This is a genomic window from Saccharothrix sp. HUAS TT1 (assembly GCF_040744945.1).
GTDB lineage: Bacteria > Actinomycetota > Actinomycetes > Mycobacteriales > Pseudonocardiaceae > Actinosynnema.
In genome coordinates this window covers 2,474,461-2,492,329 of sequence record NZ_CP160453.1, presented here as the reverse complement: position 1 = coordinate 2,492,329, position 17,869 = coordinate 2,474,461, and the positions used below count along the sequence as shown (strand labels likewise).

The following is a 17,869-nucleotide window of genomic DNA, read 5'->3' as shown; positions in this document are numbered from 1 at the left end:
TTCGATCTAGACTCGCCCGATGCCTCATGACGCTGATGTCATCGTCGTCGGCGCCGGCCTGGCGGGCCTGGTCGCCACCGCTGAACTGGTCGACGCCGGTCGCAAGGTCATCCTGCTCGACCAGGAGCCGGAAGCGTCCCTGGGCGGTCAGGCGTTCTGGTCGTTCGGCGGGTTGTTCCTGGTCGACAGCCCGGAGCAGCGGCGGCTGAAGGTCAAGGACTCCGCCGAGCTGGCCCTGCAGGACTGGCTGGGCTCGGCCGCGTTCGACCGGGACGCCGACCTCTGGCCACGCCGGTGGGCCGAGGCGTACGTGAACTTCGCGGCCGGTGAGAAGCGGTCGTGGCTGCACGCGATGGGCGTGCGCTGGTTCCCGCTCGTGCAGTGGGCCGAGCGCGGCGGGTACCTGGCCGACGGCCACGGCAACTCCGTGCCGCGCTTCCACGTGACGTGGGGCACCGGCCCCGGCATCGTCGCGCCGTTCGAGCGGCGGGTGCGGGAGGGCGTGGCGCGCGGGCTCGTGCAGCTGCGGTTCCGGCACCGGGTCACCGGCCTGACCACCACCGGCGGCGCGGTGGACGGCGTGCGCGGCGAGGTGCTGGAGGTCAGCACGGCCGGTCGGGGCGAGCCGAGCTCGCGGACCGCGTCGGGCGAGTTCGAGCTGCGCGCGCAGGCCGTCATCGTCACGTCCGGGGGCATCGGCGCGAACCACGAGGTGGTGCGGCGGAACTGGCCGTCGCGGATGGGCACGCCGCCCGAGCACATGCTGTCCGGCGTGCCGGACCACGTCGACGGCCGGATGCTGAAGGTCGTCCAGGACACCGGCGGCGAGATCATCAACGAAGACCGCATGTGGCACTACCCCGAGGGCATCGCCAACTACGCGCCGGTGTGGAGCAGGCACGGCATCCGCATCCTGCCCGGACCGTCGTCGCTGTGGCTGGACGCCACCGGGTCGCGGCTGCCGATCCCGCTGTTCCCGGGGTTCGACGCGCTCGGCGCGCTGGAGCACATCGTGAAGACCGGGCACGGGTACTCGTGGTTCGTGCTCAACAGCCGGATCATCGGCAAGGAGTTCGCGCTGTCCGGGTCGGAGCAGAACCCCGACCTGACCGGCAAGGACGTCAAGGCCGTGCTGAAGCGGGCCATGCCGGGCGCGGTCGCGCCGGTCGAGGAGTTCGCGAAGCGGTCGGAGGAGTTCATCTTCGGGCGGACGCCGGAGGAGCTGGCGGCCGGGATGAACGCGCTGACCGGCACGTCGCTGATCGACGCCGGCGCGCTGCGCCGCACCATCGTGCGGCGCGACCGGCAGGTGCTGTCCGGGTTGGGCAAGGACATGCAGGTCAACGCCATGCGCGAGGCGCGGCGGTTCATCACCGACAAGCTGATCCGGGTGGTCGAGCCGCACGCGCTGATGGACCCGAAGGCCGGTCCGCTGATCGCCGTGCGGCTGTCCGTGCTGACGCGCAAGACGTTGGGCGGCCTGCACACCGACCTCTCGGCCCGCGTGCTGAAGTCCGACGGCGCCCCGCTGGAGGGCGTCTACGCCGCCGGTGAGGCGTCCGGCTTCGGCGGGGGCGGCGTCCACGGCTACCGCGCCCTGGAGGGCACCTTCCTGGGCGGCTGCCTGTTCTCCGGCCGAACCGCCGGCCGCGCCGCCGCCGACGCCACCGCCTGACCCCCGAACGCAGAACTCGGGGTACGCGAGCGTTCGACTCGCGGTACCTGAACGTACGACTCGCGCGAGAGTCCTACGTTCAGCCCGCGCGAGTCGAACGCTCGCGTGCCGCGAGTCGAACACTCAGGACCGGCGAGTTCAACGTTCGGGTCAGGGGGAGGAGAGGGTAGCCGGGTCCAGTTTGCGGGCCAGGTCGTCGGCGTCGGCGAGGCGCAGGTCGCGGTAGAGGTGCAGGGCCGCCAGCCAGTGGGGGACGGCGGCGGAGGGGCCTTCGGACTGCTCCAGGACGTCGCCGATCGCGCGGTGGCACAGGGCCTCCTGGTAGCGGTCGCCCAGGCGGGCGGCCAGCGCCAGGCCCGCCCGGTAGGACTCCAGGGCCTCGTCGGCACGGCCCAGCTGCTGCGAAGCGGCGCCGACGGTGTGAAGAGTCGCCGTGTGCGCCTTCGACGGCGCGGACGGGAACAGGCTCAGCGCCTCCCGCGCGTGCCGCAGCGCCTCCTCCGGCTGGTGCTTGCGCAGCAGCACGTTCGCCAAGTTGTTCTGGATGCTCGCCTGCGACCGGTCGTCACCGACCTCCCGCGCCACCTCCAGCGCCTCCAGGATCGTCTCCTGCGCCCGGTCCAGCTGGTCGTCGGCCATCAGGCAGTACCCGAGGTTCGCCAACGCCGCCAGCTCCAGGTGCCGGTCGCCGTCCGCCAGCGACGCCGCCCGCGTGCACGCCCGCACCGCCTCGTCGATCCGCCCCAGGTCGGCCAGCGTCGAACCCAGCCGCAGCAGGAACGTCGCCTCGGCGTGCCGGTCGCCCAGCCCCCGCGCCGCCGCCAGCCCGATGCGGCACAGCGCCAGCCGGTCCAGCCGGTTCCCGCGCCGGAAGTGGAACGCGTCCAGGCACAGCGCCAGCTGCCACGTCCGCTCCCGCTGCCCGCCGTTCACCGCGATGTCCAGCGCCAGCCCGAGGTTCGCCTCCTCCAGCGTGAACCAGTCCAGCGCCGCCGCGTGCGACGACAGCTCGGGGAACGACGAGGGCCGGTGCTCGGCCGGTCCGAACGGCCGCACGTGGTCCGACAGGTGCGCCCGCGCCCGGTCGGCGACGTGCAGGTAGTAGTCCAGCAGCCGGTTGGTCGACACCTGGTTGTCCACTTCGGACTCGGTGGCCGCCAGGTGGTGGGTGAACAGCCGCACCAGGTCGTGCCGCGAGTACCGGTCGGGCGTCGACTCGTGCAGCAGGTTCGCGTACGCCAGCGTGCGCAGGTGGGTGCGCGCGCTGACCACGTTGATGTCCAGCAGCGCCGCCGCCGTGTAGCTGTCCAGGTCCGTCCCGGGGTGCAGCCCGAGCCGCCGGAACAGCCGCGCCGCGCCCTCGGGCAGCTCCCGGTAGCTCACCGCCAGCGCCGCGTGCACCCCGCGCCCGGCCTCCGGCAGCGACAGCGCCGACAGCCTGCCCTGCTCGTCGCGCAGCTCGTCGACCAGCGACTGGATCGTCCACCTCGGCCGGGACGCCAGCCGCGCGCCCGCGATCCGCAGCGCCAGCGGCAGCCGGTCGCACAGCTCCACCAGCTCGGCGACGGCGTCCGGCTCCTGCTCGATCCGCAGCCGGCCGAGCACCGCCGTCAGCAGGTCCTCGGCGCCCGCCTCCGGCAGCGTCGGCACGTGCAGCGACGACGCGCCCTCGGTGACGACCAGGTCGTCCAGCCGGTGCCTGCTGGTCACCAGCACCAGGCACCGCGACGAGCCGGGCAGCAGCGGCCGGACCTGCTCGGCGGACCGGGCGTTGTCCAGGAACACCAGCACCCGCCGCCCGGCCAGCAGCGACCGGTACTGCGCGGCCTGGTCCTCCAGGTCGACCGCGATCTGCGAGTCGGTCAGCCCCAGCGCCCGCAGGAACCCGACCAGCGCCGTGCGCGGATCCAGCGGCTCGGTCTCGTCGAACCCGCGCAGGTTCACGAACAGCTGGCCGTCCGGGAAGTCGCCGGCCACCCCGTGCGCCCAGCGCAGCGCCAGCGCCGTCTTGCCGACCCCGGCCGGGCCGACCAGCAGCCCGATCGCCGAGTCCTGGCCGCTCAGGCTCGCGCCGAGGTCGGACAGCTCCGCCTCGCGCCCGACGAACCCGCGGTGCTCGCGCGGCAACTGGGCGGGGGCGCGGTGCTCGCGAGCGGGCGGCGGCGACGCGGGCGGCGGCACCGGCGGCGGTGTGCGGTCCACCGGCGTGGCGTCGCCCGCCAGCACGGCCTGGTACGCCTCGCGCAGCTCCGGCCCGGGGTCCACGCCCAGCTCCTCGGCCAGCCGCTCCCGCGTCCGGTGGAACAACGCCAGCGCCTCGGCCTGCCGGCCGGTCCGGTGCAGCGCCAGCACCAGCCGGGCCACCAGCGCCTCGCGCAGCGGGTTGGCCTCCACCGCGTCCCGCAGCCCGGCCACCGCCTCGGCCGCCCGGTCCAGCCGCACCAGCCGGGTCGCCAGCTCCTGCACGCCGACCAGCCGCAGCTCCTCCAGCCGCGCGGACACCGCCTCGCGCAGCTGGTCGCCGGGCACGTCGGCGAGCACCGGACCCCGCCACAGCCCCAACGCCTCGCGCAGCACCCCGACCGCCTCGTCGTCGGCCGCCGCGCGGGCCGCCGCCAGCAGGTCCTCGAACCGGAACACGTCCACGGCCGCGCGGTCGCCGGTCAGCGCGTAACCGGGCGCACGCGTGACGAGCGCTACACCGCCGTTGAGGACCTTCCGGAGTTGGGCGATATGTCCCTGCAAGGCCGCTTTGGCCTGCGGCGGTGGTGAGCCGTCCCACACCAGCTCCAGCAGGCGGTCGCCGGACACCACGCGGTTCAGCTCGAGCGCGAGGGCCGCCAACACCGTCCTCCGCTTGGCGGCGCCCAGCCGGACGACCTCGCCACCTGCGGAAACAAGCTCGACGGGGCCAAGCAGGTTCACCCGCATCCGCAAGCCCTTTCGGCGTTGTCACCGTGTAGTCGCAGAGTTTCCCACAGTCGTGACGACCCCTCGGGAGCACGCGTTGGGCGCGCGTTGGCCGGGCGTTGGAGCGCTCCGGGACGGTGGGTTCCGTCCAGCAGGCCGCCTTCGCGAGGGATACCGATGTACGTCGCCGAAACCGGGGGTGAAGTGGCCCCGCCCCAGGAGGTCCCGACCGTCAACGGGCAGGTCGTGGCACTCCAGGAGACCGTGAACTCCGGCCGGGTCTCGCTCGACCCCGCGACCGGCGAGGAACTGCGCAAGATGCTCCTGGAGCAGATCGACCAGGTCGACTCGTGGCTGGAGCGCGCCGGGCGGCTCGCCCGGCCCGCGCCGATCGGGGCGAACCCCGTCGGCGACCGGCTGGCCCGCAAGTTCGAGGCGCGCGCCGACGGCGACCCGAGGTCGTTCGTGGCCGTGATGACCGCCTACCGCGAGGTGCTGCAGCAGACGCACGACTCGGTGCGCAGCGCCATCCGCAACTTCACCGCGGTGGACGAGGAAAGCAGCGTTGCGCTGACCAGGCTGAGCGGGAACTGAGGGAGCGGCGACGATGGCGGACGAGCAGGTGGCCGGGGCCGTGCAGGCCGCGCAGGCCAGGCGGCTGACCCGGGAGGAGCGCGAGGTCGACCTGGTCCTCACCGAGACCCAGAACTGGGCGTCGAGGTCGCACCGCGAGCTGTACGAGGCCGTGCACAACAACAACGACCCCGGTCAGACCGGCGAGATCGGCGCGGAGTGGGGCCAGTTCGGCACCGAGCTGACCGAGGCCGCGCGGCTGATCAACGAGCGGGTGGCGGTCAGCGAGTCCGGCTGGACCGGTGACGCGGCGGACGCGGCGCGGCTCGCGATCAAGGGCCTGGCCGACTGGGTCACGCACACCGCGGAGACCGCGGTCGAGGTCGGCAAGCGGGTGCAGGACGAGAGCCAGATCATGCAGAACGCCCGGGCGAGCATGCCCGCGCCGGTCGAGTTCAACTGGGACCAGGCGACCGGGGCGTTCACCGCGGGCGGCATCTCGGGGCTGGCCAGTTCTGCCGCCGACGTGCAGGCGGCCAACGACCACGCGCGGGCGCTGCACGAGCACGCCATCACGGTCATGACCACGATGGAGCGCGAGTCGCAGGCCGTCGACCAGACGACGCCGCTGTTCAGCGCGCCGTTCAACCCGGTCACCGGCCGCACCGAGGAGCCGCAGGTCGCGACGATGCGGGCGATGTCGACCACGACGCTGGCGGACGCGGCCCTGGCGAGCGGCGGCGGTGGCGCGGGCGGGACCACGTCGGCGTCCTACGCGTCGGCGCAGGCCCAGCCCCACCAGCAGGCGCAGGCGTTGCAGGCGGGGCAGGCGTACCAGCCCTCGGGGACCACGAACGCGTCGTACGCGGCGCCGGCCGCTGCCTCCTACCAGTCGCCGACGGCGCCCGCGGGCGGCGCGTACACCGGCGTCGCGTCCACGACCCCGGCGACCCCGATGACGGCGTACCGGCGGCCCGAGGGCACCACGGCGGCGGCCGCGGCGGCCCAGGTGCCGGTGGCGAACCCGTACACGCCGCCGTCCAACTCGTCCTACACCGGCGGCGGCAACTACCAGTCCGGCGGCGGGTACAACCAGCCCGGCGGCAGCGGTTACGTGCCGCCGTACCAGCCGGCGAACCCGAACACCGTGCCGCGCCAGGGTGGCGGCACCCTGCCGCCCGGCGTGAAGCCGCCGGCCTACGTCCCGGCCGGCAGCCCCGGCACTCCCCCGCTGCCCGGCAACGTCCCCGGCGGCGGCGCCCCCGGTGGTGGCGGCGGTGGCGGTGGCGTTCCCGGCGGCGGTCGGATGCCCGCGGGTGGCATGCCGCCCGGTGGTTTCGGCGGCGGCGCGGGCGGCTTCGGCGGCGGCGGTGGCTTCGGCGGCGGTGGCGGTGGCGGTGGCTTCGGCCCGACCGGGTCCGGCGGGGCCGGTGGCGGTGGCGGTTCGCTGGCCGCGGGCAGCTCCACGGGTGCGGTCGGCGGCCCCGGTCCGCGCGGCCCGATGCCGGTCGGCGGCTTCGGCCCCGGCGGCGCGAGCGCGGCGGGTTCCCCGATGGCCGGCGGCGCGCCGATGGGTGGCGCGCCGGCGGGCGGCCAGCAGGGCGAGGACAAGGAGCACCGGGCCGCCGCGTACATCCGCGGCGAGGACATCTTCGAGGTGCCCGGCGAGAACCTGCCCCCGTCGGTGATCGGCGGCGCGAAGCCGCGCAAGAAGGGCGACCAGCCGTGATCGACCCCGAGTTCGTGCTCACGCCGCGCGAGCTGGACGTGCTGTGGCACCACCTCGACCTCGGCCGGCTGCCCTACCCGCTGGACGTGCCGAGCCACGGCGCCACCGAGGAGGAGCGCAAGCGGGTGCGGGAGGACGTGCTCGCCTCGTACGGCGAGCCCGACCCCCGGCTGGTGGCGCTGCTCCGGCTGCTCGGCGACCACGAGCTGGCCGTGGACGCGGTCGCCAACGTGGACCGCGCGGTGCGGGCGCTGGCCGTGTCCGACGGGTCGCGCGGCGCGCTGGCGGTGATCGACAGCGGTTCGATCGGCGTGCTGGAGATCCGGCCGACGGCGCTGGCCAGGGCGATCGTCGAGGTCCTGCCGGACGGGTCGGCGGGTCCGGGCAGCGCGTTGTCGCTGCGGCTGGAGACGTTGCAGGCGGCCGTGGCGCTGCAGGACGAGCCGCAGGACGACGAGGACGACGACCCGTGGGGTGGCGGCGAGCTGGACGAGCGGGAGGCGCTGCAGAAGGCCGGGTTGTCCCGCGAGGACGCGACGACGGTCAGCGAGCTGGCCGGCAACCGGGTCGCGGGCGGCCAGTTCGGCGTCACCGTCGGCGGCGGCTACCGCCGTGAGCGGGCCGGCGCGCTGATCACCTGGTTCGACACCCACCAGGGCCGGTACCTGATGGTCCACGAGGACGGTTGGCTCAGCCTCGCGCCGACCGACAACGACCGCATCGCGACCAGGATCGCGAAGGTCCTCTCGACGGTCTCCTGACCGCACGTGGGCGTAGGGCTCTCGCGAGAGCCCTACGCCCACCTCGCGCGTGTCCTACGTTCACGTCGCGCGTGTCCTACGTCCAGGACCCCCGAATTCAACGCTCGGAACGCGGCACGCCTTGCCGTGCGCGGACCGGTGGCCAGTAAGCTGAATGGGACCTACGGTCCGCATTACACCATTCGAGTGACAATTGGCCGGAAATGCGCGCGTCGGCGCAACACGATGATCTCCTCGCCCGACACGCCGACGACCGGGTGACCCTCGACGATTGGCCCGCAGAACTGAATGAAGATGGTCGAACAGGCAGGCGCAGCGAGATCCGGTGACGAACCCGGGCAATCCCGGGCCGCGTTCGCACGCCGTTGGGGCGCGGCCGTCACCACACCCGACGACGACCCCGACCCGCGGCTGGACGAACTGCTCACCGGCCTCACGGCCACCCTGCACGACGCCGTCCACAACGACCCCACGTCCGCGCAGCAGGTCGGCCACGGCCTGGTGGAGCACGGCTTAACGGCCACCGACACGCTCGAGCTCACGCTCGCGTTCATCGGCGAGCACCTGCCCGACGACGTCGGCGCCCCCGTCGAGCAGCGCCGGCTGATGGCCGTGCTGGCCGCCGTCGCCGCCGGTTTCACCGAAGCCCTCCGCCGCCGCGCGCTGGACGAGCAGGAACACCACCGCGTCACCGCCCTCAGCACCACCCGATCAGCTGAATCCGCCCTCCGAGCGGGTGAGGCGAAGTTCCGCGCCGTGTTCCAGACCTCCGCACTGGCAATAGCGATCTCCGACGTCGACGGCACGATCCTCGACTGCAACGACGCGATGCTGGCCATGCTGGACCACACCGCCGAGGACCTGGTCGGCTCGTTCGGCCGCGACCTGGTTCACCCGGACGAGAGGGAGTCGGTCTCCCGCGCCGCCCAGCGGCTGCACGCCGGGCAGGAGCACGTGCGGGTGGAGACGAAGCTGGTCCGCGCCGACGGCGACCCCGTCAACGTGCTGATCGCGCTCGCCCTCCTGCGCGACGACGACGGCGAGCCCGCCTACTACGTCTCGATGATCGAGTGCCTGGACGAGGTCCGCGCCCTGCAGTCCCAGCTGGTCCGGCAGAGCCTGCACGACGTGCAGACCGGCCTGGCGAACCGGGCGCAGTTCGTCGGCTGGCTGGAGGGCGCGGTCGGCTCCCGCGGTCCCGACCGGCTCGCGCTGGTCGTGTTCGACCTCGACGGGTTCCGCGTGGTCAACGACGCGTTCGGGCACGAGGTCGGCAACACGATCCTGACCTCGGTCGCCGGGCACCTGCGGTCGGTGTTCGACGGGGTCGGGCAGCTGGCCCGGATCGGGCCGGACGAGTTCGGCGTGCTGGTCCGCGACCCGGCCGACGTGGCGGGCGTCGTGGCGCTCGCCGAGGAGGCCGTGGAGCTGCTGGCCGAACCGGTGTGGGTCGGTGACGACGGGATCGGCGTGACGGCCAGCGTCGGCATCGTGGTCGAGCCCGCCCGCGGCGCCGACGCGGCCGAGCTGCTGCGCCGCGTCGACCTGACCGTGCGGTGGGCCAAGGACGACGGCAAGGCGCAGTGGGCGCTCTACGACAGCGTGCGCGACCAGCGGGAACGCGCCCGGATGCGGTTGGCCGCGTCGATCTCCGGCGGGCTGGAGCAGGGCGAGTTCCGGGTCGACTACGAGCCGGTGCGCTCGCCGGCGGACGGCTCGCTGCTGGCCGTCGAGGCCCGGCTGCGGTGGGACCACCCGACCGAGGGCGTGCTCGACCCGCAGTCGCTGGTGTCGCTGTCGACGTGCACCGGGATGGTGGCGCGGCTCGGCCGGTGGGCGATCGAGCAGGCGTGCGCGGACGCGGGCCGCTGGTACGCGGAGTTCGGCGACGCCGCGCCGGTGGTGAGCATGGACCTGTCCGCCCGGCAGTGCCAGGAGCCGGAGCTGGTGGCGACCGTGCGGCGGGCGCTGCGGGAGAACGGCCTGCCCGCCGGGCTGCTCCAGTTCGAGCTCGGCGAGCAGCTGCCGGGGCTGATCAGCGACGACCAGGCCGAGGAGCTGACGTTCCTGGCCGACCACGGCGTGCGGCTGGTGCTCGACCAGGTCGGCGGCGGCAGCGTGCCGGTGGAGCGGGTGCGGCGCATCCCGCTGACCGCGGTGAAGTTCCAGGGCCCGCCGGTGCACGGGCTGGGCGAGGGCGCGAGCCCGCTGGAGGAGAGCGCGGCCGTGGCGCTGTTCACGTGGTCGCGCACGCTGGGGCTGCCGCTGTACGCGTCGGGCGTGCGCACCGAGGTCGAGGCGCGGCGGCTGGTGGAGCTGGGCGTGGTGGGCGCGCAGGGACCGCTGTACGGGCCGCCGCTGTCGTTCGACGAGGTCGTCGCGATTCTTGGCAAGTCCTGACCGGACCCTCAGCCTGCTCATAGCATCCGGGCCGACCCTGGGTGCATGACCACGACACAGGACTTCCCCGCCGTGCGCGGGTCGTTGGAGGAGCCCCCGCCGTTCTGGCGGCGGCGCACGGGTGCGGTGGTGACCTCTGCGGCGCTGGTCGCCGCGCTGTTCGGCGGTGTCACCGGCGGGGTGGTCGGCGCGCTGAACGCGTCCGGCGGCACGGCGGCGCCGTCGTCGCTGAGCAGCCCGGTCTCGCTGGGCTCGACGTCCGGCGCGGACGTCTCGGCGGTGGCGGCGGAGGTGCTGCCCAGCGTGGTGCAGGTGAACGTCGTGTCGGCGCAGGGCCAGGGCCTCGGTTCGGGCGTGGTGCTGACCTCGGACGGCCGGATCCTGACCAACAACCACGTGGTGGCCGGCGCCCAGCAGGTGAGCGTGACGCTCGGCGACGGGCGGACCGTCGACGCCGAGGTGGTCGGCACGGACCCCGGCAGCGACCTGGCGGTCGTGCGGGCGGCCGGGGTGAGCGGGCTGACGCCGGCGCGGTTCGGCGACTCCGACCAGGTGAGGATCGGTGACGAGGTGGTGGCGATCGGCTCGCCCGAGGGCCTGCAGGGCACCGTGACCTCGGGGATCGTCAGCGCGCTCGACCGGACGGTGACCGTGCCGGGCACGTCGACCGGTCGCCGCGGCTCCTCGTCGGTCAGCTACCAGGCGATCCAGACCGACGCGTCGATCAACCCGGGCAACTCGGGCGGGCCGTTGGTCAACGCGGCGGGCGAGGTCATCGGCATCAACTCGGCGATCTACTCCCCCGCGTCCGACAGCGGTGCGGCGGGCAGCGTCGGCATCGGTTTCGCCATCCCGTCGAACCAGGTCCAGCAGATCGTCGGCGGGTTGTCCTGAGTGCTTGGATCGGGGCGTGGACGTCGAACTCGTGGCAGTCGCGGAAACCGACAAAGCGGTGCTGGCCAACCTGATCCAGCTCTACCAGCACGACTTCTCGGAGATCCGCGACCTGCCGCTGACCCGGCACGGCACCTTCACCTACGCCTACCTCGACCACTACTTCACCGAGCCGGGGCGCGAAGCGCACTTCATCGAGGCGAACGGCGCGCTCGCCGGGTTCGCCCTGGCCCGCGCCCACGTGGACGGGGACGACTCGTGGAACGTCGCCGAGTTCTTCGTGGCCCGCGGCCACCGGCGGCGCGGGGTGGCGCGGCGGGCCGCACGCCTGCTGCTCGCCCGGCGCCCCGGCGAGTGGACGCTGTCCTTCGACCACGCGAACCCGCCCGCGGCGGCGTTCTGGCGGTCGGTCGTCGCCGACGTCGCGACCGGACCGGTCACCGAGGTCGACCGCACCGAGCCGGTCCCGTCGACCCGGCTGCGGTTCCGGGTGGGGTGACCGGCCGGCGTCGTGCGGACGGGGTGCCCGCGCGACGCCGACCGGGACGGGTCAGCCCAGCCAGTCCGGTCGCAGCGGCATGTGGGACGTGACGCCGTCCAGCTTCACGCCGAGCACCTGGTGCAGCTGGATGTTGTTGCGCTCGAACCCGAGCCGCGACGCGGCCAGGTACAGCCGCCACACCCTGGCCTTGCCCAGCCCGACCTCGCTGACCGCGTCGTCCCAGTGCTTCTCCAGGTTCTCGCACCACGCCGCCAGCGTCATGGCGTAGTGCTCGCGCAGGTTCTCCTCGTGCCGCACCTCGAACCCGGTGTCGTGCATCAGCGACACCAGGTGCCCCGGCCCGACCAGCTCGCCGTCCGGGAACACGTACCGGTTGATGAACCCGCCGGTCCGGGCGGGCTGCCGGTTGTCCGGCCGGGTGATGCAGTGGTTGAGCATCCGCCCGCCGGGCTTGAGCTTCGCGTGCAGCGACCGGAAGTACGCGGGCAGCTTGGCCTTGCCGATGTGCTCGGTCAGGCCGATCGAGCTGATCGCGTCGAACCCGTTCTCCCGCACGTCCCGGTAGTCGAGGTAGCGCACCTCGGCCAGGTCGGACAGCCCGGCCTCCAGGATGGCCTTCTGCGCCCACTCGGCCTGGTTGCGCGACAGCGTCACGCCGAGCGCCCGCACGCCGTACTCCCGCGCGGCGTGCATGACCATCCCGCCCCAGCCGCAGCCGACGTCCAGCAGCCGCATCCCCGGCTTGAGGCCGAGCTTGCGCGCCACCAGGTCGTGCTTGGCGAACTGCGCCTCCTCCAGCGTGGCCGCCTCCGTCGGGTACACGGCGCACGTGTACGCCATGGACGGCCCGAGGATCCACTCGTAGAACGTGTTCGAGACGTCGTAGTGGTGCGCGATCGCCTCCCGGTCACGCGCCTTGGAGTGCCGCAGGCCGCGCAACCGGCGCTCCTGCGGCGGCACCTCGACCCGCGTGCCGAGCCGGGTGCGCCCGAGGGTGGCCAGCAGCTCCACCCGCTCGCCCCAGGGCAGCTCCCGGAGCGAGATGTCCGACAGGTGCGCCAACGCCCCGTACACGTCGCCGATGATCTCCAGGTGCCCGGTCACGTACGCCCGCGCCAACCCCAGTTCACCCGGCGCGGACGCCAGGTACGACAACGCCTCCGGCGTGCGCACCTCGATGCTCACGCCCGCGTCGGCCGGCCCCGCCTGGCTGCCGTCGTACGCGCTGAACCGCACGGACGCGCCGCCTCCGACCGCCCGCTGGAACACCTCCGCCAACCGCATGGCCGCGGCTCCCTTCACCTACGGAGAACACACTTGGCGTACAAATCGGGCAGCCGGCCCGCCGGGTCGTACCGCTTCTTCAGGTCCTGGTACGTCGGGCCGTTGTAGTTCTCCCAGAACTCCTCCTCGTCGTAGTAGGAGTCGGAGTACAGGGACTTGTGCCCGCCCAGCTCGGTGACCTTGTCCTCGATCAGCCGGTTCCGGCTGCCCAGCTCCTCGTCGGGCCGCAGCGGCACCGTCGACCAGAAGCCGACGTTGACGTACAGCACGTCCGGGTCCATGGGGTACAGCGGCCAGCTCGCCCGGCTCCCGTCCTGCCGGGCGCGCAGCCGCACCGGGCACAGCCACACCGGGCTGATCCCGATCTCCCGGTGGAAGAACTCCAGGAACTCGGCCAGCCGGTCGACCGGGATCTCCACGTCCTGGATCACCGGCTCCTGCACCGCCTTGCTCAGCCGGTCCGACAGCTTGTGCCGCCGGTCCCAGGCCACGACCTTGCGGTAGACGTCCGACCGCAGGTACCGCTTCGGCACCAGCCGCCGCACCACCGGGTTCTGCACGCCGAACGCGCGCGAGCACCAGAACCAGTCGGTGTCCCACCGCCACAGGTAGTCGCGGACGGTGAGGTAGTCGGCGCTGCGCTCCTGGATGGACCGGTAGTAGACCTGGTTGCCGGTGTAGTCCGACGTCCACGGCGCGCGGTCGGCCCAGTTCGCCAGGGTCAGGTACTGCTCGCGGCCGGAGAACACCGTGCCGTCCACGAAGTCGACCGGTTCGCCCCCGTACGAGCCGTCGGCGCAGACCTCGGCGATCACCCGGGCGCACTCCGCCGCGTCGCTGAACGGCACGTGCCGCAGTCGCACGAACGGCCGCACGGGCTCCAGTTCGATCTCCAGCCGCAGGGTGTAGCCGAGCGTGCCGTAGGAGTTCGGGAACCCGCGGAAGAGATCGTCCCCCGGACCCGCGACGACGACCTCGCCGTCACCGGTCATGATCTCCAGCTCGCGCACGGACTCGTGCGGCAGGCCGTTGCGGAACGAGCTGGACTCGATGCCCAGACCCGCCACCGCGCCGCCGAGGGTGATCGTCTTCAGCTGTGGGACGACCAGTGGCATCAGGCCGTGCGGCAGGGTGGCGTCGACCAGGTCCTCGTAGGTCGTCATGCCCTGGACCTGCGCCGTTCGCGCGTCCGGGTCGACCGAGAGGACCCGGTTGAACCGGGCGACGTCGAGCCCGCCGGCCTGGTCGGCCCGGAAGCGGAAGAGGTTGGAGGTCGACTTGGCCAGGCGCACGGGTGCGCCCGGCGGGATCGCCGCGTACTGGCCGCGCAGCGCGGCCACCGCCTGACTGTGCTCCGGTGCCCGGCTCGCCCCTGGGTGATCCCTCACCGGATCGACGTTAGGCCGCCGGAGCTTGATCAGCACCCCCAAATTTTCACGGCTGTCCAAGTTACCGACGGGTAGTACGCTGCCAGGTTATGACCCACGCCACTCACGAGGTGACCAACCAGGTCCCGCCGCTGGAAGGGCACGACGTCTCCGCCGACCCGGCGTTGCTCGACGGCCTGCGCCGCGGCGGCGCCGAGTGGGCCGAACCCGAGCTGCGCGCGCTCGGCGTGCTCGCGGGCACACCGCACGTCCAGCAGCTCGGCCGGCAGGCCAACGCGCACCCGCCCGTCCTGCACACCCACGACCGGTACGGGCGCCGGGTGGACGAGGTCGAGTTCCACCCGGCCTGGCACGAGCTGATGGCCACCGCCGTGTCGAACGGCCTGCACGCCGCGCCGTGGCGGGACGACCGGCCCGGCGCGCACGTCGCCCGCGCGGCCAAGTTCCTGGTGTGGAGCCAGGCCGAGGCGGGTCACGGCTGCCCGATCTCGATGACGTACGCGGCCGTGCCCGCGCTGCGCCGGGCGCCCGCGCTGGCCGAGCGGTTCGAACCGCTGCTGGCCTCGACCGAGTACGACTTCGGGCTGCGCGCGCCGCAGACCAAGCGCGGGCTCATCGCGGGCATGTCGATGACCGAGAAGCAGGGCGGCTCGGACGTCCGGTCGAACACCACGCGGGCCGTGCCGCAGGGTGACCACTACGTGCTGACCGGGCACAAGTGGTTCACGTCCGCGCCGATGTCCGACTTGTTCCTGACCCTGGCGCAGGCGCCGGGCGGCCTGTCGTGCTTCGTGCTGCCGCGCGTGCTGCCCGACGGGACGCGCAACGCGATGTTCCTCCAGCGGCTCAAGGACAAGCTGGGCAACAAGTCCAACGCCTCCGCCGAGCTGGAGTACGACGGCGCGGTCGGCTGGCTGGTCGGCGAGGAGGGTCGGGGCGTGCGGACCATCATCGAGATGGTCAACACGACCCGGCTGGACTGCGTGCTCGGCTCGGCGTCCGGCATGCGGCTGGGGCTGACGCAGGCCACGCACCACGCGGCGCACCGCAAGGCGTTCGGCTCCTACCTGGTCGACCAGCCCGCGATGCGCAACGTGCTGGCCGACCTGGCGGTGGAGTCGGAGGCGGCGACCACGGCGGCGCTGTGGCTGGCGGGCAACCGCAGCCGGCTGGGGCTCGCGGTGACCAAGTACTGGGTGTGCAAGCGCGGACCGGCGCACGCCGCCGAGGCGTTGGAGTGCTTGGGCGGCAACGGTTACATCGAGGACTCGGGGATGCCGAGACTGTTCCGCGAGTCGCCGCTGATGTCCATCTGGGAGGGTTCGGGCAACGTCGCCGCGCTGGACGCGTTGCGCGCCCTGACACGTTCGGGTGAGGCGGTGGAGGAGTTCTTCGGCGAGCTGGACGCGGCGCGCGGGGCCGACCGGCGGCTGGACGCGGCGGTCGACGGGATCAGGGACGAGCTGACCGACGTGGCCGACCTGGAGGTGCGGGCGCGCCGGCTGGTGGAGCGGATGGCGCTGGCGCTGCAGGGCTCGCTGCTGGTGCGGTTCGGGCACCCGGCGGTGGCGGACGCGTTCTGCGCGTCCCGGCTGTCCGGTGACTGGGGCGTGGCGTTCGGCACCCTGCCGCGCGGGGTGGACTTCGGCGCGATCGTGGAGCGGGGGTTGCCGAAGCCGTGACCTCCGTGCTGGTGAGCCGGTCCGGGCCGGTGGTCACCGTGTCGTTGAACCGGCCAGGCGTGCGGAACGCGGTGGACGGGCCGACCGCGCACACGTTGACCGAGGTGTTCCGGGAGTTCGACGAGGACCCGACGGCGGCGGTGGCCGTGCTGTGCGGCGAGGGCGGGACGTTCTGCTCGGGGGCGGACCTGAAGGCGATCGGGACCGAGCGCGGCAACGACGCGCGGTCGCCGTCCGGGCCGATGGGGCCGACCCGGCTGCGGCTGTCCAAGCCGGTGGTCGCGGCCGTGTCGGGGCACGCGGTGGCGGGCGGGTTGGAGCTGGCCCTGTGGTGCGACCTGCGGGTGGCCGACGCCGACGCCGTCTTCGGCGTGTTCTCGCGGCGGTGGGGCGTGCCGCTGATCGACGGCGGCACGGTCCGGCTGCCCCGGTTGATCGGCGCGTCGCGGGCGATGGACCTCGTGCTGACGGGCCGTCCGGTCGACGCGGCGGAGGCGTTGGCGATCGGCCTGGTGAACCGCGTCGTGCCGGCGGGCACCGCCCGTTCCGCCGCCGAGGCCCTGGCCCTGCGGCTCGCCTCGTTCCCGCAGCTGTGCCTGCGCGAGGACCGCCTGTCCCTCCTCGAACAGGAGGCCCTGCCCGAACCGGACGCCCTGGCCAACGAACTGGCCCACGGCCTGACCTCCCTGACCGAGGTCGACCCGGGCCTCCGCCGCTACCGCTCCGGCGAAGGCCGCCACGGCACCCCCTGACCCGCGAGAGTCCAACGCCCAGCGGCCGAGAGTCCAACGTTCGCGTGTCCTGAGTTCAACGCTCAGGCATACCGGTCGGTCGGCCGAATGGTGAACTCAGGTGCTCTGAACGTTGGACTCTCGCGGCGTGGACGTTGGACTCTCGCGGGGGGTCAGGAGGGGTGGGGGAGGCCCAGGTCGCGGGCGATCAGCATCTTCTGGACCTCGCTGGTGCCCTCGCCGATCTCCAGGATCTTGGCGTCGCGGTAGAAGCGGCCGACGGGGTACTCGTTCATGAAGCCGTAGCCGCCGAAGATCTGGGTGGCCTCGCGGGCGTTGTCCATCGCGGCTTCGGACGAGACGAGCTTGGCGATCGCCGCCTCGCGCTTGAACGGCTCGCCGCGCAGCATCTTCGCCGCCGCCTGGTAGTACGCCAGCCGCGAGGTGTGCGTGCGCGCCTCCATCTCGGCGATCTTGAACTGGATCGCCTGGTACTCCCCGATCCGGTGCCCGAACGCCTCCCGCTCCCGGACGTACCGCAGGCACTCGTCCACGCACCCCTGCGCCAGCCCGACGCCGATGGCCGCGATCGCCACCCGGCCCTCGTCCAACGTCTGCAGGAACTGCGCGTAACCGCGCCCGCGCTCGCCGACCAGGTTCTCCAGCGGCACGCGGCAGTCCTGGAACGACAGCTCGCGCGTGTCCGACGCGTTCCAGCCCACCTTGGAGTACTTGCGCGACACCGTGAACCCCGGCGTGCCCGACGGCACGATGATCGCCGAGATCTCCGGCTTGCCGTTCTCCCGCCGCCCGGTCACCGCCGCCACCGTCACCAGCCCGGTGATGTCCGTGCCGGAGTTGGTGATGAACGCCTTGGTGCCGTTGAGCACCCACGAGTCGCCGTCGACCTTGGCCGTGGTCCGCAGCGCGCCCGCGTCCGAACCGCCGCCCGGCTCGGTGAGCCCGAACGCGCCCAGCGCCTCACCCGCGCACAGCCGGGGCAGCCAGGTGGCCCGCTGCTCGTCGGACCCGAACCGGAACAGCGGCATCGAGCCGAGCGAGACGCCCGCCTCCAGCGTGATCGCCACCGACGAGTCGACCCGCGCCAGCTCCTCCAGCGCCAGGCACAGCGCGAAGTAGTCGCCGCCCATGCCGCCGTGCTCCTCCGGGAACGGCAGCCCGAACAGGCCCATCCGCCCCATCTTGGCGACGATCCCGTACGGGAACTCCTCGCGCTCGTAGAACTCGCCGATGACCGGCGCGACCTCCTCGCGCGCGAACTCCTCGACGGTCTTGCGCAGCGCCTCGTATTCCTCGTCCAGACGGAAGTCCAACATCGC

At 73.2% G+C, this 17,869-nt stretch carries 13 protein-coding genes; 9 read left to right on the top strand and 4 right to left on the bottom strand.

The genetic code is table 11. The features are described 5' to 3' along the window. The first annotated feature begins 19 nt into the window (after positions 1-19). Positions 20-1,675, top strand: coding sequence for an FAD-binding dehydrogenase (locus AB0F89_RS12175; RefSeq protein WP_367135547.1), 1,656 nt, complete (start codon positions 20-22; stop codon positions 1,673-1,675). 150 nt (positions 1,676-1,825) lie between these two features. Here AB0F89_RS12175 and AB0F89_RS12170 read toward each other — a convergent pair whose 3' ends face one another. Beyond that, on the bottom strand, positions 1,826-4,606 hold the full coding sequence (locus tag AB0F89_RS12170) for a BTAD domain-containing putative transcriptional regulator (protein WP_367135545.1): 2,781 nt from the start codon (positions 4,604-4,606) through the stop codon (positions 1,826-1,828). A 156-nt stretch (positions 4,607-4,762) separates the two neighbouring features. On the opposite strand from AB0F89_RS12170, the gene AB0F89_RS12165 reads away from it, so the two are divergent. The 6 genes from AB0F89_RS12165 (at position 4,763) to AB0F89_RS12140 (ending at position 11,441) form a co-directional block, all read left to right on the top strand. Beyond that, a complete protein-coding gene (locus AB0F89_RS12165) occupies positions 4,763-5,179 on the top strand; it encodes a hypothetical protein (protein WP_367135543.1) in 417 nt (138 codons plus the stop codon). Between the two features lie 13 nt (positions 5,180-5,192). Beyond that, entirely contained in the window at positions 5,193-6,887 is a 1,695-nt protein-coding gene (locus AB0F89_RS12160; protein WP_367135541.1) for a hypothetical protein, read from the top strand. Then, positions 6,884-7,648: an ESX secretion-associated protein EspG gene (locus AB0F89_RS12155; protein ID WP_367135539.1), complete on the top strand. Its 765-nt coding sequence runs from the start codon at positions 6,884-6,886 to the stop codon at positions 7,646-7,648. The genes AB0F89_RS12160 and AB0F89_RS12155 overlap by 4 nt, the downstream gene beginning before the upstream one ends. Before the next feature lie 294 nt (positions 7,649-7,942). Next, positions 7,943-10,048, top strand: a complete 2,106-nt coding sequence (locus tag AB0F89_RS12150) for a putative bifunctional diguanylate cyclase/phosphodiesterase (protein WP_367135537.1) — start codon at positions 7,943-7,945, stop codon at positions 10,046-10,048. Between the two features lie 45 nt (positions 10,049-10,093). Further along, positions 10,094-10,942, top strand: coding sequence for a S1C family serine protease (locus tag AB0F89_RS12145; protein WP_367135535.1), 849 nt, complete (start codon positions 10,094-10,096; stop codon positions 10,940-10,942). Positions 10,943-10,958: 16 nt separating this feature from the next. Further along, positions 10,959-11,441, top strand: a complete 483-nt coding sequence (locus AB0F89_RS12140) for a GNAT family N-acetyltransferase (RefSeq protein WP_367135533.1) — start codon at positions 10,959-10,961, stop codon at positions 11,439-11,441. A gap of 51 nt (positions 11,442-11,492) precedes the next feature. Here AB0F89_RS12140 and AB0F89_RS12135 read toward each other — a convergent pair whose 3' ends face one another. Next, complete coding sequence (locus tag AB0F89_RS12135) at positions 11,493-12,728, bottom strand: class I SAM-dependent methyltransferase (RefSeq protein WP_367135531.1); 1,236 nt, start codon at positions 12,726-12,728, stop codon at positions 11,493-11,495. A 14-nt stretch (positions 12,729-12,742) separates the two neighbouring features. Then, complete coding sequence (locus AB0F89_RS12130; protein ID WP_367138852.1) at positions 12,743-14,059, bottom strand: FAD-binding oxidoreductase; 1,317 nt, start codon at positions 14,057-14,059, stop codon at positions 12,743-12,745. Positions 14,060-14,205: 146 nt separating this feature from the next. On the opposite strand from AB0F89_RS12130, the gene AB0F89_RS12125 reads away from it, so the two are divergent. Together AB0F89_RS12125 and AB0F89_RS12120 are read left to right on the top strand one after the other, a co-directional pair. Beyond that, entirely contained in the window at positions 14,206-15,798 is a 1,593-nt protein-coding gene (locus AB0F89_RS12125) for an acyl-CoA dehydrogenase family protein (protein WP_367135529.1), read from the top strand. Next, positions 15,795-16,550, top strand: a complete 756-nt coding sequence (locus AB0F89_RS12120; protein ID WP_367135527.1) for a crotonase/enoyl-CoA hydratase family protein — start codon at positions 15,795-15,797, stop codon at positions 16,548-16,550. The genes AB0F89_RS12125 and AB0F89_RS12120 overlap by 4 nt, the downstream gene beginning before the upstream one ends. 152 nt (positions 16,551-16,702) lie before the next feature. Here the strand turns inward: AB0F89_RS12120 and AB0F89_RS12115 are convergent, their stop codons facing one another. After that, positions 16,703-17,866 carry an acyl-CoA dehydrogenase family protein gene (locus AB0F89_RS12115; protein WP_367135525.1) on the bottom strand — a complete coding sequence of 388 codons (1,164 nt, stop codon included), beginning with the start codon at positions 17,864-17,866 and terminating at the stop codon, positions 16,703-16,705. Positions 17,867-17,869: the final 3 nt, after the last annotated feature.

Bases quoted from the DNA above. Each gene is read 5' to 3' on its own strand.
- AB0F89_RS12145 (WP_367135535.1), top strand. From the start codon at position 10,094: ATGACCACGACACAGGACTTCCCCGCCGTGCGCGGGTCGTTGGAGGAG.
- AB0F89_RS12175 (WP_367135547.1), top strand. From the start codon at position 20: ATGCCTCATGACGCTGATGTCATCGTCGTCGGCGCCGGCCTGGCGGGC.
- AB0F89_RS12160 (WP_367135541.1), top strand. From the start codon at position 5,193: ATGGCGGACGAGCAGGTGGCCGGGGCCGTGCAGGCCGCGCAGGCCAGG.
- AB0F89_RS12150 (WP_367135537.1), top strand. From the start codon at position 7,943: ATGGTCGAACAGGCAGGCGCAGCGAGATCCGGTGACGAACCCGGGCAA.
- AB0F89_RS12115 (WP_367135525.1), bottom strand. From the start codon at position 17,866: ATGTTGGACTTCCGTCTGGACGAGGAATACGAGGCGCTGCGCAAGACC.
- AB0F89_RS12165 (WP_367135543.1), top strand. From the start codon at position 4,763: ATGTACGTCGCCGAAACCGGGGGTGAAGTGGCCCCGCCCCAGGAGGTC.
- AB0F89_RS12135 (WP_367135531.1), bottom strand. From the start codon at position 12,728: ATGCGGTTGGCGGAGGTGTTCCAGCGGGCGGTCGGAGGCGGCGCGTCC.
- AB0F89_RS12125 (WP_367135529.1), top strand. From the start codon at position 14,206: ATGACCCACGCCACTCACGAGGTGACCAACCAGGTCCCGCCGCTGGAA.
- AB0F89_RS12170 (WP_367135545.1), bottom strand. From the start codon at position 4,606: ATGCGGGTGAACCTGCTTGGCCCCGTCGAGCTTGTTTCCGCAGGTGGC.